Here is a 12,497-nt window from a genome sequence, read left to right on the forward strand (position 1 = left end):
TTTATACAACTACAATCAAATTCTTCGCATGAACTGGTTTGTTGTTGATGCAGCGGGGGAAGCCTTCAAAAGGACAAGAAGCTGCTTGCTGGAACCGTTCGAACTGAAGAAATGGTTAAAACTTGCAATCATTGTTGCACTGGCAGGTGGTGGAAGCAGTTCAGGATACAATGGTTCAATCCCTAACACTGAAACCGGCGATTTTCCACAACTTCCTTTTTTTGATCCTGCAAAAGGGAATGGATTCCTCGAACAGATCACCACCATGCCGGATCTTCCGGCCCTAATTGCAATAATAGGTGCCATTGCGCTGTTAATTCTGATCTTCTGGTACATTTCATCAGTAATGGATTTCGTTCTTGTTGAATCCGTTACAAAAAATGATGTGCGATTGCGTGAATACGCTAAAAAGTATATGAGAATGGGGCTGAACCTGTTCATAATACGCATCGTACTGGCAATTGGGTTCTTTGCTATATTTGCCATGGCAGCATTACCAATGATAGTTCAGATCATTAGTGACCCAACCGGAAATTTCTGGCCCATGCTGATCGCAGGCGGATTAAGTCTTATTGCAGTCATATTGATGATATCTGTTTTCAGCTCTATCATCAACTCTTTTATCCACCTCTGTATCCCCATCGCAATGTATGATCAGATAGGGATAATCGAAGCACTGGAAAAAGTGGTGGCAACTTTCAGGCAGGACTGGAAACAAATTACAGGATACTGGCTAGGAAGATTTCTGTTGTGGACAGGAGGAAGAGTTGTCTTCAGCATACTTGCACTCATCGTACTATTGATACCAGGTTTGATATTCCTGCTTATCGACGGGATCATCTACTTTGCCCTTTCGGAAATGCTACAGCAGAGAGTTATCTGGATGGTCGTTACATCACTTGCGATCATAGAGATAATAGTATTAGCCCTGCTCTCAATTGTAACGATCATGCCATTGCATATCTTTATGAAATACCATATGCTGGTATTTCTTAAAAAGTGGAGACCGGCCACAACGATACCATTCTTTGAACTTGAAGATGAGAACTGAAGACGGGACGGGAATTAACTATTTCCCACACGACAAAAAGACCGTACAACCAGCATGATAACATTCCGGTAGAATTACATTTCCTGGTTAATTAACCAGTAACCTGTTGAAAGTTAATTTTGAAAGTACAAACTTGTTGGATACAAGTTATTGGTAATAACTTTGATAATAAAAAAAGATTGTTGATACTCGCATAATGCGAGTATCGGTTTTGAAAAGAATTTATCCGAAGAGTGCTCCGAGACCAGCCATGCCGCTCTCTTCTTCTTCAGCCTTCTCTTCTTCTGCAGGTGCCTCTTCTTCTGCAGGTGCTGCTGCTGCTACAGGTGCTGCTGCAGGTGCTGCTGCGACTGCTGCGGTTGCCATTGCTTCAGCGATGTCAACGTCCTCGAGTGCTGCGACGAGTGCCTTTGCACGTGATTCGTTTACGTCTACTCCTGCTGCAGTAAGTACTGCAGTAACTGCTTCTTCTGTAATGTCTTTCTCAGCGTTGTGTAGTAAAAGTGCTGCGTATATGTATTCCATTGTAAATCACCTTTTATGTTATTAGTATTAGTTTTTTGATAGTAGTTTATCCAAAGAGTGCTCCAAGACCGGCAGCCATGTCACCCTCTTCTTCCTCTTCTTTTTCTTCTTCCTTCTCTTCAACGACCTCTTCAGCTGCAGATGCAACTGGTGCTGCGGCTGCAGCTGCTCCAAGTGCCTCTTTCAGCTCATCGTCAATTGCACCTTCATCCTTACCGGATGCAACTGATGCAACAGACAGCATCTCGCACTGTGCCTTGCCAAGCAGTGAGCCCATGACATCCGGCTCGAAGACCACAGCATTGATACCAAGGTTCCTGGATGCTGTAGCTGCCTTTGCGAGCAATGTGCTGATGTTCTCGGTTGTTGGGTAGGCTGCGTTGACAGACAGGTTGAATGCCTTCTGGCTTGCCTGTACGAAGTCTGCAAAGACCTGCACCTCGTCAATTGCAAGGACATCTGGAGTGAAGACTGAACCCTCTTCCAGAACTGCCCTGAGATCAAGACCAACTTCAAGTGGATAGATCTCCAGCCTTGCAAGCATGGCTGCGAGCTTCTGGGGTACGACATCTCCTGCCTTTGCAACTGCCTTTGTCTCCCTGATCACGACCTTACCGCCGTCGATAGCAGCAGGGATTCCTGCAGCTTGCAGGTCACCGAGTATAGGTCCCGGTGGGAAGCTTGTTGGGCCCTTTTCCACAATGATATCGTTAGGTGCGATCATCCCACCTTTGATAGGGGAAGGGGTCTTGCTCTTCTCAAGCAACTTGAAGAGTTTGAAAGGGTTCTGTTCTGTGAATATCAGTGCAGTCTGAACCTCGACGAAATCATCCATTTTCTTGACATCATCGGATGACTCTTCGATCGCCCTCTTAATGAGAGTGTTCCTTGCCACTTTAAGGACAGCAACATCCTTAAGGCTCCTTCTCATTGACTGAAGCTGTTTTGCAGGAATGCCTCCGATACCCACAACACCTACTAATGGGTAGGATGTGATGAGGTTCTTTATGTCCTCAACTTCCTGCTTCTTCCAAGCAGGAATATGCTCACTGTGGTGAAGTTCTTCCATCATACCAACCTCACAGATTTACCCATAGTGGTTGTAACATAAACTGACTTGAGGTTATGTTTGCCTTTTTCGAGTGCTTGCTCGACCCTGTTCATAACTGTCTCGATGTTCTCTGCCAGTTTATCGGCATCCATGTCCCTGCGACCTACTGATACGTGGAAGGTAAGTCTGTCTTTTGACCTTATACGAATTGAGTTCTTCGTAGTGTTGATAAGATCTGCAACGTTCCTATCAGGTGTCAAAGGTACAGGCATCTTTCCACGAGGACCGAGAACTGTACCGAGGGTCTTACCAATCAGTGGCATGTACTGCACTTCTGCAATGAAGAAGTCACACTCATTTGCAAGACTTCTTGCCTTGGACTTGTCCTCACCAAGTTCCTTTATGTCCTCTTCGGAAAAGACATAGTCTGAACCAGCTTCTTTAGCGTTGAGTCCAACTTCACCCTTTGCAAAAACAGCGATCTTAAGGGTTTTGCCACGACCGTTTGGAAGAATAATCTCTTCGTCAACACGGTTCTTGGGCTGACTCATATCGAGGTTCTTTAAGTTGATTGCCAGATCCACACTTTCAGAGAACTTACGCTCAGGGGATCCTTCGATCAACTCTTTTACCATATTTAATATAGTCTCTTCTACCATTCTATTCCTCCCGTAGTTAATGAACAAATGTTCAGATACAGGGCACATGCCCGGTATCCGGCAGGCATACAGCATTGCATACCAACCGATGCGGCCGCTGCGGCCTACTACGGTTAAAGTAAGGAGATTTTAATCTCTATTACGAGCACTTCAATAATGAAGCAATTATTTTAAACTTATCGGTCAGCCTGAGAGGCCGACCAACTCATTTGACATTAAGATCAGATATCGATCCTTAATTACCATGATTCTGCTGCAAGAGCTTCGTCAAACTTGCCCTCATCAACAGCTTTCTGGCATTCCCTTGGATCAAGACCTTCCACAGTAACGCCCATTGGTACACATGTACCCATGACCTCTTTCACTGCAGCCTTGAGAGAGTAGGAAAGGATATCGTCCTTCTTCATACGAGCGATCTTTGCAGCCTGTGCAATCTTAAGATCGCCAACATTGACAGTACCTGATTCACCGGAGCCTTTCTGGATGTTAAGTTCCTTAAGGATCAATGCAGCTGTTGGTGGGGTACCCACTTCGACCTCGATGCTCTTGTCATCGCCTACAATTACCTTAACAGGAACCTGCATTCCGTTGTAATCTTTAGTTTTTTCGTTGATCAGGTCGATTACATCTTTGATATTTACACCAAGAGGTCCCAATGCAGGACCAAGTGGTGGTCCCGGATTTGCTTTACCTCCAGGAACCAAGGCTTCTACAACACTTGCCATTAGAGATTCACCTTTTTAAATTTTGTAAATTAAGTTTTGTTTATAAATATAAGCATACATTACGGATAAGGGTCATTCCTCTTCCTTACTGAGTATCCGTACAGTATCACCACGTATAGTTATAGGTATTGGTACAACAGCATCGAACAACTCGACCGTAATTTCCTCGTGACCTTCATCAACACGCTTGACACGTGCCTTCTCGCCTTTGAAAGGACCGGAAGTTATCTCGATGATTGCACCTTCAACAATACCAGTAACAGTTGGCTTTGGTGTAAGGAAATGTGCGATCTCCGCTATAGTGGACCTGCCTTTGACAACAGCCCTTGCATGAGGGACCGTCTGTATGGCCTGTTCCACAGCACCGGAATCAGAAGATTCCAGAAGTACATATCCCTTAAGTTCATCAGGAGCGATTATTGCCCTGATATCAAGATTGTCCTTCCTGGCAACCTGTGCCAGCATTCCAGCAACTGAGCGCTCTTGATTCGCAGTTGTCTTAACAACAAATATAGCGGCATCTTCACCCATAGAGTTACACCCACTTTGGTACTTCTGTCAGCAGTACATAGATGATAAAACCAACAAAGCCTACCACCAGAATACCAGCGCCAGCGACCTTAGAGATCATAGAGAACTCCTCTCCTGAAGGCTTTTTGGACAATTTCAATACCCTCAGGTATGACTTAAGGACTTGACCGACATTGCGGTTTATCTTAGGCACTTCAAACATATTATCTGCCAAACTTCTCACAACCAGTTATATTGTATATGATCGATCGGGGTAATCAGATCGGGGATATCATCACCTCGACCATACTATAAATTAGTAGCGGCATTTAAATAACGTACTATATAAAATACCTTTCGATTGAACCCCTGTAACAGAGACATCTGATTAAAAAGAGAAGGAGATAACTCCTTTTCATTTTACGAAATCGATGCCATATTTCCTTGTGACGTTCTGGGAACTTCCGCTTCCATAGATCTGCGGAGATTTAACACCAGTAATAACAAGCATTGTGCGTACTGAGTGTTCAAGATCAGGATCCACCTGGGCACCCCAGATCAGTCTTGCATTAGGATCGACCCTGCTGTAGACTTCCTGTACAACGCTCTCTGCCTCTGCAATGGTCATATCAGGACCACCTACAACATTCACAAGAGCAGATGTAGCACCGGAGATATCCACATCAAGAAGCGGGCTTCTAAGTGCCTTCTGGACAGATTCCACAGCCTTGTTCTCACCATCTGCCTCACCAAGACCTATCATTGCAACGCCACCGTTCTGCATGACGGTCCTTACATCAGCGAAGTCAAGGTTTACAAGACCCGGCTTTGTGATAAGCTCGGTAATCCCTTTCACAGCCCTCATGAGAACCTCATCGGAGACCTTGAAAGCAGCCTGTAGTGGCAGTCTAGGGACAACCTCGAGGAGCTTGTCGTTAGGGACTACAATAACAGTATCTGCAACGTCCCTGAGCCTTTCAAGTCCTGCTTCGGCGTTGGTGCGTCTTACCTGACCTTCGACAGCGAATGGAAGAGTGACCACAGCGATCGTCAGTGCACCTGCATCACGTGCAGCCTCGGCAACAACCGGTGCGGAACCTGTACCGGTACCTCCGCCAAGTCCTGCTGTAATGAACACCATATCAGTGCCATCTACAATTGCACGCACCTCATCGATGCTTTCAAGTGCAGCATCCTCACCGATCTGTGGCAGACTGCCGGCACCAAGACCCCTGGTCTTCTTCCTGCCGATAAGGATCTTGTTGTCTGTAGAAACGTTCAAAAGGTGCTGTGCATCAGTATTGACCGCAACAAGCTGTGCACCCTTGATGCCCTCCTGAGCCATGCGCTGAGCACTGTTCGAACCGCCGCCACCGCAACCAATGACCTTGATATTTGTCTGCAGATCTCGTAACATAGCTTCGAGTTCTGCATTGATGTCATTCTGTTTTGGAGTGACGGAACGAATTGCCCCCTCATCTGCAGATCGTGCCAATGCCTCTTCTACTATGGATTTCATAATTTCTCCTCCACTATAGCGAAATGATCAAATGTATTATTGGAATTATACAGTACTACTGCAATACGCATGTTAGATTTTACTATAATTTAACCATTAAATCAAAAGATTGCGTTATTAATCACAAAACTTTTTTTGATCCTCTCACGCACCATTCCTGGCTCGATGATCTTCCCGTCTATCGTAACCGGCTCGCCGCCAGCCAGTTTCCCAAACATGGGACCAGGAAGAACTCCCATCTTACGTGCGAGATCGGGGTTAAACCTATCATCCGTAATGCACAACACATTTTCATCGAAAATGTATTCAGTATCATAACGTTCTTTTAGTATTTTAATGCATTCATCTATCATAAAGAGCAGGAAACCCTCTGCATCTTGCTTCCAGAAAGTGAAGAAGACATTTGATACTGTCGAATCATCCAATTCGAAATAAACCATATCCGAACTCTGAAGCACTTTCTTCAAAGCTTCAAGGTCCACGGATTTAGTAAGTTTAATCAGTTGGGGATCCACCTTTACCGTTGTAACGGCTACCTGATCCCGCCCCATGCCAGTAGCCAGCTCATCCAGCTTATTCCTGATGCCTTCAGAGAACTTTACACGACCTGCAGGATCATGATCCCTGACCTTGTCCAGAAAGGTCAGGAAATAGTTAAAGGGAATACCCTTCATTTCCATGATATCACTCTCCCTGAAGATCTCAAGTCCTGATGCCTCGGCCAGGTCATTTATTTTCTTCCGGGCACCGGATGACATTGACTTCCTGTCACAGTACACAAGTTCTGCACCGGATTTCTCGACTGCCTGCCGGAAAAGTTTCCCGTCAACATGAGGAATTTGATAATCCGGGAAGTTGTGTCCGAAAGTTACATCAGAACCGAATATGAGATTTGTCTGTCTTGCTGCATAATGACCACCGCCAAAGCCGAGGGCCACAGGACATTTTTCCTGCTGCACTCCAAGAATAGCACTTGCAACAATAGCACCGGCATCGGGATCCACCCACTCCGATTCCGAGCTTCCGATCTCGGCATATACCGAAGGAACCTTCAGGTCCGAAGGACCGTGATGTGTTGATTCCATAGATACATCGTACCCGATCTCTCCTGCCTTTTCGGACATAGACAGGAGAATTGAACGCAAAGCAAAAGGAGCTGCCACTGCAAGCTCTCCGGGATTACCACCAAAATCGGCAGAGCCGGGATTACCAGTAAAATGTGATGTTAACAAACGCCTCCCATCAGCACTCCTGTGCTTTGAGGCAAAGATAATGAGATCACAGGGTATTCCCGCCTGCTTTAACTTCTCATCGATCCCGTCCTGATAGATGTGATGTTCTTTGACCTCAACGATACGAAGATCGTCACTCTCATAGACCTCGGACACATCCTCGACCAGAGCCTGTGGTACCTCCAGTTGATCCCAGTCTCTTGATCTGAGCAAATGGCCTTTTATGTTCTGACCTGCCAGGTCAACAGTAGAACAGATTATGATTATGTTCGTAGAACTTTCCTTCTCGATAGTATTCTGCATGATCAAAGAACCCCAGTAGTGAGTTGGTTTTTAGATCCGGTCATGGATATCAGGCAATGTATAGCGCAATTAATAGCTCACAAACTTTCCACAACAACTACAATAGCACAACTAATAACCTTTACCTCTCCCCAGATGACACGAAAGGAAATGTCATAACTTCACCATGTCAAATACCCACCTGCCGATCCCGGGAGCAACATTCCCGCACCGGCGGTAACCGGTCACATCAAGTCCCATCTCAGAACAATTCCCGATCACATCATCGATCTGCTCCCGTGCCTTGAACGTGTAAAAATGCAAATTCCCGCCACGCCTTACAAGAGGAAGGACCTCCCCCAGGAAGTCGTCCATACCGTAAGGAGTAGGAATGATCGCCCTGTCAAAATCAGCTTTCAGGAGGTTCCCTATGCATGATGCATCTGCGAGGACAGGAGATATGTTGTCCTCCACATGGTTGAGCCGGATGTTAACCGCCAGCCACTTACAGGCCTCAGGGTTCTTTTCAAGTGCAATCACGTTTGCACCCCTTGTTGCAGCAGGAATTGCAAAAGGACCTACACCGCAGAAGGGGACAAGCACATCCTCCCCTTCCCTGACCATTGAAGCAACCCTTTTTCTCTCAAAAGAGAGCCTTCCATTGAAAAAGACATCCTTCAGGTCCATCCTGTACCTGAAACCGAATTCCGAATGTGTCGTTAACGTGCTGTCACCGATCAGAAGTTCGAAACCCGCAACCCGATGGTCGCCTTCCAGCTTCGTCACCTTGTTGAGCACTGACCTGATATTGCCTCTTTTTGAAGCGACATATTCTGCAACAGAGATCTTATGAGCCTTCAGTTCCGCAGGTATGGATACAACCGCAATATCCCCTATGACATCGAAACGCTTTGGGACCAGATGCAAGAGATCCTCAGGGATATCAGCAGGATATTTCAAGGACTTCATTGGAACACTTCCGGATATGCATTAAATAAAACAATGGGACGCATCAGTACACTCTTGTGGACTTGATGTTCATGAACTCATAGAAGCCGAACCTTGAAAGTTCCCGTCCAATGCCACTCTTCTTGACACCACCAAAAGGCATGTTCGCCTGAGGCCTGAAAAAGCCATTCACGCCAACAACGCCGGCCTCGATCTGGCAGGCAATTGAGGATGCCTTCACTTCATCAGAGCTCCAGACACTGGCACCCAGACCAAACTCAGATGCATTCGCTATCTTCAAAGCCTCGGCCTCATCCCTGACCGAGATGATAGGAGCTATCGGCCCGAACGTCTCGTTCTTCATGACCCCCATTTCCGGGGTCACGTTCGTGAGCACGACAGGTGAGAAGTAGTAACCCTCACCCTCCAGACGGCCACCCTCAAGTAACACCTTTGCACCCATTGAGACTGCCTCCCTGACCTGTTCTTCAAGCAGTTCGACCTGTTCCCCGCTCACAAGCGGCCCAAGGTCTGTTTCAGGATCCAGGGGGTCACCAAGCTTAAGGGCACGCGTCTTCTCCACAAACAGGGAAGTGAACTCATCCACTACAGACTCTGCAACAATGAAGCGTTTGGAAGATATGCAGGTCTGACCCGTGTTGATAAAACGACCTGAAACACCTACCTTTGCAGCCTCCTCGAGATCAGCATCTTCCAGTACGATGAAAGGATCACTGCCACCAAGCTCAAGGACACATTTTTTCATGTTCCTCCCGGCAGCTTCAGCAACCTTCTGACCTGAAGGAAGGCTGCCGGTGAACGATACAGCTGCGATCTCCGGCCTTGAGATCAGAGAGGATGCAGTGGCACCGTCCACAAGAAGCGTCTGGAAAACACCCTCCGGAACACCCGCCTTCTCAAAGACCTCCTGGATCTTAAGCGCACACATTGGTACATAGCTGGAGTGTTTCAGCACCATTGTGTTCCCGCCTGCAAGCACATGAGAAGCAGCACTCAGTACCTGCCAGAGAGGGAAGTTCCAGGGCTTGATGGCAAGTATTACCCCCATGGGCTCAAATGATATCAGGGCCGAAGGGTCACCATCCACAACATCAGGCTCAAGAAGTGACTCTATGTTCTGTGCAAAGTAGTCGAACATGGTAGCGCATTTCTCAACCTCGGGAAGAGCCTGTTTTATGGGTTTACCCATCTCCTTTGTAATGGTCTCTGCAAGATCCTGCTTGTCCTTTCGAAGTACATCAGCAACCTCTTCAAGATAGACAGCCCGCTCCGCAGCAGCCAGTGACCTCCATTCAAGAAATGTTTCACTCGCTTTTTTGAGGATAGTATCAACTTCTTCAGGAGAGTTCATCCCGAACTCACCATTGACCTTCCCTGTAGCGGGGTTTACTGATATCATCGTATTCATGGTTGGGTAATTGTTACTGATTTGATATAAGAGAGGCGGATTTGGAACTGGCAATGCCAGGATGTAAACTTTGGACTTCATAGAACATCACATAAGGCCAGAACGTAATGGTTCATAAAAAGAAGGCAGACACATAGATCATCCAGAAAAGGCCAACCACATACCTATAAATGCACATACTTCAAATATAACTTCATGAAGCAATTACTTGACACAGCAGAGAAGATCAGGACGATGGAGATACGTGGAGCAGGAAGGATAGCTGAAGCCGCTTCTGCTGCACTCCGTGATTATGTGATAGACCTGAAAGTCACCAACATAAAGGATTTCAACAAAAAGGTGGACGAAGCTGCCAACATACTTATCCAGACACGCCCCACAGCCGTATCACTTCCAAATGCGGTCCAGATCACAAAACGCCACAGTGCCGATGATGTTGCAGGAGCAAGGGAAGAGATCATACGCAACGCAGATGTGTTCCTCAAACAGGCAGGAGAAGCCCTTGAGAGAATGGGCAGGATCGGTGCCAAAAGGATACATGACGGCGATGTCATCATGACACACTGCAACTCCCATGCAGCACTATCTGTAATATCCACAGCCTTCAAACAGGGAAAGGACATCTCGGTAATTGCCACCGAATCACGCCCAAGGAGACAGGGATTCATAACCATAAGGGAACTGAACGATTATGGCATACCCACCACACTGATCGTGGATTCCGCTGTCAGGTACTGCATGAAGGAGGTCGACACAGTAATAGTCGGGGCTGATGCCATAACCGTCAATGGAGCCCTTGTGAACAAGGTAGGGACCTCCCAGCTGGCACATGCAGCACACGAGGCAAGGAAGAACGTGCTGAGCGTTGCCGAGACATTTAAGTTCAGTCCGAACACCATCCTCGGAGATATGATCGATATAGAGGAGAGGTCAGCAGAGGAAGTAATTGATCAGGAGATACTTGCAGCACTTCCAAACGTGAAGGTAAAAAATCCCGCATTCGACATCACTCCTGCCGAATACATCGATCTGATCATCACCGAGGTCGGGGCTTTCCCTCCACAAATGGCATACACCATCATCAAGGAACATCTCGGATGGGAGCTCTCACATATGGGATAAGGAGTAACGAAAAAACTAGCCCAATATTGAAGATAAAAGATATCAATGATATCAAAGTGATCGATAAAAGGTCACTTCTTTTTTTTACACTAATTCAGAAAAGAAAAAGGCCTGACCGCCGATCACTCGACGATCATTCCAACCGGGCTATCCTCATAATAGCTTGCCAGTTGCTTTACAGTGTCTTTTGAGAATGTTTCCTCTGTGCCGAAAAGTATGCTCGAGAGGGATGGCCTGTTAATGTAATATACTGTCGCCTCACCTTCGATACCTCCAAGCTCGGCAGCTGCATCGATGGCATCATACAGGTTTCCAAAGTCATCGATCAAACCGAGCTCTTTTGCATCCGCAGCGATATAGACACGACCATCGGCGATATCCTTAACCTCGCTCTTTGTCATGTTCCGGTGCTCTGCAACACTGGTGATGAACAGGTCATAGACCTTTAGAACCACAGTGTCAGCATACTCCTTCTCCTCGGAGGAAAGGCCTCTCCAGTCGCCACCCATATCCTTGAACTCGCCGGACTTCGCGACGTAGAACTCTATGCCTTCATTATCATAATACTCCGAGCGGTTCGTGTAGATACCGATCACACCTATACTTCCGGTTACGGAAGAAGGATTTGCCAGGATAAGGTCGGCAGGTGCGGAAATATGATAAGCGGCACTTGCAGCCACATCACCCATGGAAACCACCACAGGGATACCCTGAGCCTGCACATTCTCTATCTCGGTAATTATCTCCTCGGCAGCTGCCGGGGATCCGCCTCCGCTGTTCACCCTCAGGACTATGGCCTTAACACTTTCATCTGCTGCCGCTTCACGCAGGCTGTTGCATATATCCTCGGATGTTGCATACCCAAAACCTGAAGGGAGGTTGCCCGTAAGCATTGTTCCCTGGACATAGATCACTGCGACCTTATCATTGGAAGTATAGATCTCTCCGCCAAAGGACAGATAGATGACCGCAAAACTTCCACCGATGATAAGCATCAAAGCGATGAACAATGCAGAATACTGCAATTTGTGGCTCTTTTTTGGAGCCTTAGGAGGCTCTGTTGCCCTCTCCGGAGAGATTTTGGGCTCACTTGCAGCCTTTACTTCCTCTGCAGCCTTTGCCCCTGTACTCCCTGCAGTCTCTTCACTGACCTCTACAGGAGGATTGTATCCCACGATCTCATCTTCCGACAACTCACCTGAAGGTACAACGACACTGCCCGTCAGGTCACCGTCCTCATGAGCCCTGTCCAGTATCTCCGTGTAATCGGGTTCCGGGGTCATCTCAAATGCCCCGAGGTCCGGTACCTCCTCGGTAGATTCTATCAGAACCTCTTCACGAAGCTCCTCAGTATCATCTTTCCTGTTAACGGGTTCTTCAATATCGGTCATCCAATACCTCTGATATATATTGTAGATTGGCGTGAACATTCAAAAAGCTTCTC

At 46.9% G+C, this 12,497-nt stretch carries 13 protein-coding genes; 2 read left to right on the plus strand and 11 right to left on the minus strand.

Features of this window, described 5'->3' with window-relative positions:
* The first annotated feature begins 28 nt into the window (after positions 1-28).
* Positions 29-1,051: a DUF7544 domain-containing protein gene (locus ACR3I3_RS02080; RefSeq protein WP_440952925.1), complete on the plus strand. Its 1,023-nt coding sequence runs from the start codon at positions 29-31 to the stop codon at positions 1,049-1,051.
* Positions 1,052-1,273: 222 nt separating this feature from the next.
* On the opposite strand, the gene rpl12p is transcribed toward ACR3I3_RS02080, so the two are convergent.
* The 10 genes from rpl12p to ACR3I3_RS02130 all read right to left on the minus strand — a co-directional run bounded on the left by rpl12p (position 1,274) and on the right by ACR3I3_RS02130 (position 9,931).
* Positions 1,274-1,576 (minus strand): 50S ribosomal protein P1, encoded by a 303-nt coding sequence (gene rpl12p, locus ACR3I3_RS02085; RefSeq protein ID WP_440952926.1) that lies wholly within the window; start codon positions 1,574-1,576, stop codon positions 1,274-1,276.
* A gap of 46 nt (positions 1,577-1,622) precedes the next feature.
* Entirely contained in the window at positions 1,623-2,648 is a 1,026-nt protein-coding gene (locus tag ACR3I3_RS02090; RefSeq protein ID WP_440952927.1) for a 50S ribosomal protein L10, read from the minus strand.
* Positions 2,645-3,286, minus strand: coding sequence for a 50S ribosomal protein L1 (locus ACR3I3_RS02095; RefSeq protein ID WP_440952928.1), 642 nt, complete (start codon positions 3,284-3,286; stop codon positions 2,645-2,647). The genes ACR3I3_RS02090 and ACR3I3_RS02095 overlap by 4 nt, the downstream gene beginning before the upstream one ends.
* 239 nt (positions 3,287-3,525) lie before the next feature.
* Positions 3,526-4,011: a 50S ribosomal protein L11 gene (locus ACR3I3_RS02100; RefSeq protein ID WP_440952929.1), complete on the minus strand. Its 486-nt coding sequence runs from the start codon at positions 4,009-4,011 to the stop codon at positions 3,526-3,528.
* A 72-nt stretch (positions 4,012-4,083) separates the two neighbouring features.
* On the minus strand, positions 4,084-4,542 hold the full coding sequence (locus ACR3I3_RS02105; protein ID WP_440952930.1) for a transcription elongation factor Spt5: 459 nt from the start codon (positions 4,540-4,542) through the stop codon (positions 4,084-4,086).
* A gap of 4 nt (positions 4,543-4,546) precedes the next feature.
* Complete coding sequence (locus ACR3I3_RS02110) at positions 4,547-4,744, minus strand: protein translocase SEC61 complex subunit gamma (protein WP_440953727.1); 198 nt, start codon at positions 4,742-4,744, stop codon at positions 4,547-4,549.
* Positions 4,745-4,936: 192 nt separating this feature from the next.
* Positions 4,937-6,040 carry a cell division protein FtsZ gene (gene ftsZ, locus ACR3I3_RS02115; protein WP_440952931.1) on the minus strand — a complete coding sequence of 368 codons (1,104 nt, stop codon included), beginning with the start codon at positions 6,038-6,040 and terminating at the stop codon, positions 4,937-4,939.
* Positions 6,041-6,141: 101 nt separating this feature from the next.
* Complete coding sequence (locus ACR3I3_RS02120) at positions 6,142-7,575, minus strand: D-aminoacyl-tRNA deacylase (RefSeq protein ID WP_440952932.1); 1,434 nt, start codon at positions 7,573-7,575, stop codon at positions 6,142-6,144.
* Between the two features lie 153 nt (positions 7,576-7,728).
* Positions 7,729-8,523 (minus strand): class I SAM-dependent methyltransferase, encoded by a 795-nt coding sequence (locus tag ACR3I3_RS02125; protein WP_440952933.1) that lies wholly within the window; start codon positions 8,521-8,523, stop codon positions 7,729-7,731.
* A gap of 43 nt (positions 8,524-8,566) precedes the next feature.
* Positions 8,567-9,931, minus strand: a complete 1,365-nt coding sequence (locus ACR3I3_RS02130) for an NAD-dependent succinate-semialdehyde dehydrogenase (RefSeq protein ID WP_440952934.1) — start codon at positions 9,929-9,931, stop codon at positions 8,567-8,569.
* A 195-nt stretch (positions 9,932-10,126) separates the two neighbouring features.
* On the opposite strand from ACR3I3_RS02130, the gene ACR3I3_RS02135 reads away from it, so the two are divergent.
* On the plus strand, positions 10,127-11,053 hold the full coding sequence (locus ACR3I3_RS02135) for a ribose 1,5-bisphosphate isomerase (protein WP_440952935.1): 927 nt from the start codon (positions 10,127-10,129) through the stop codon (positions 11,051-11,053).
* A gap of 122 nt (positions 11,054-11,175) precedes the next feature.
* Here the strand turns inward: ACR3I3_RS02135 and sppA are convergent, their stop codons facing one another.
* A complete protein-coding gene (gene sppA / locus ACR3I3_RS02140) occupies positions 11,176-12,444 on the minus strand; it encodes a signal peptide peptidase SppA (RefSeq protein ID WP_440952936.1) in 1,269 nt (422 codons plus the stop codon).
* Positions 12,445-12,497: the final 53 nt, after the last annotated feature.

The sequence above is a fragment of the Methanococcoides mangrovi genome, from assembly GCF_052057775.1.
Taxonomy (GTDB): Archaea; Halobacteriota; Methanosarcinia; order Methanosarcinales; family Methanosarcinaceae; genus Methanococcoides.

Coding starts and splice junctions, on each gene's coding strand:
- ACR3I3_RS02080 (WP_440952925.1), top strand. CDS start 29: ATGAACTGGTTTGTTGTTGATGCAGCGGGGGAAGCCTTCAAAAGGACA.
- rpl12p (WP_440952926.1), bottom strand. CDS start 1,576: ATGGAATACATATACGCAGCACTTTTACTACACAACGCTGAGAAAGAC.
- ACR3I3_RS02090 (WP_440952927.1), bottom strand. CDS start 2,648: ATGATGGAAGAACTTCACCACAGTGAGCATATTCCTGCTTGGAAGAAG.
- ACR3I3_RS02095 (WP_440952928.1), bottom strand. CDS start 3,286: ATGGTAGAAGAGACTATATTAAATATGGTAAAAGAGTTGATCGAAGGA.
- ACR3I3_RS02100 (WP_440952929.1), bottom strand. CDS start 4,011: ATGGCAAGTGTTGTAGAAGCCTTGGTTCCTGGAGGTAAAGCAAATCCG.
- ACR3I3_RS02105 (WP_440952930.1), bottom strand. CDS start 4,542: ATGGGTGAAGATGCCGCTATATTTGTTGTTAAGACAACTGCGAATCAA.
- ACR3I3_RS02110 (WP_440953727.1), bottom strand. CDS start 4,744: ATGTTTGAAGTGCCTAAGATAAACCGCAATGTCGGTCAAGTCCTTAAG.
- ftsZ (WP_440952931.1), bottom strand. CDS start 6,040: ATGAAATCCATAGTAGAAGAGGCATTGGCACGATCTGCAGATGAGGGG.
- ACR3I3_RS02120 (WP_440952932.1), bottom strand. CDS start 7,575: ATGCAGAATACTATCGAGAAGGAAAGTTCTACGAACATAATCATAATC.
- ACR3I3_RS02125 (WP_440952933.1), bottom strand. CDS start 8,523: ATGAAGTCCTTGAAATATCCTGCTGATATCCCTGAGGATCTCTTGCAT.
- ACR3I3_RS02130 (WP_440952934.1), bottom strand. CDS start 9,931: ATGAATACGATGATATCAGTAAACCCCGCTACAGGGAAGGTCAATGGT.
- ACR3I3_RS02135 (WP_440952935.1), top strand. CDS start 10,127: ATGAAGCAATTACTTGACACAGCAGAGAAGATCAGGACGATGGAGATA.
- sppA (WP_440952936.1), bottom strand. CDS start 12,444: ATGACCGATATTGAAGAACCCGTTAACAGGAAAGATGATACTGAGGAG.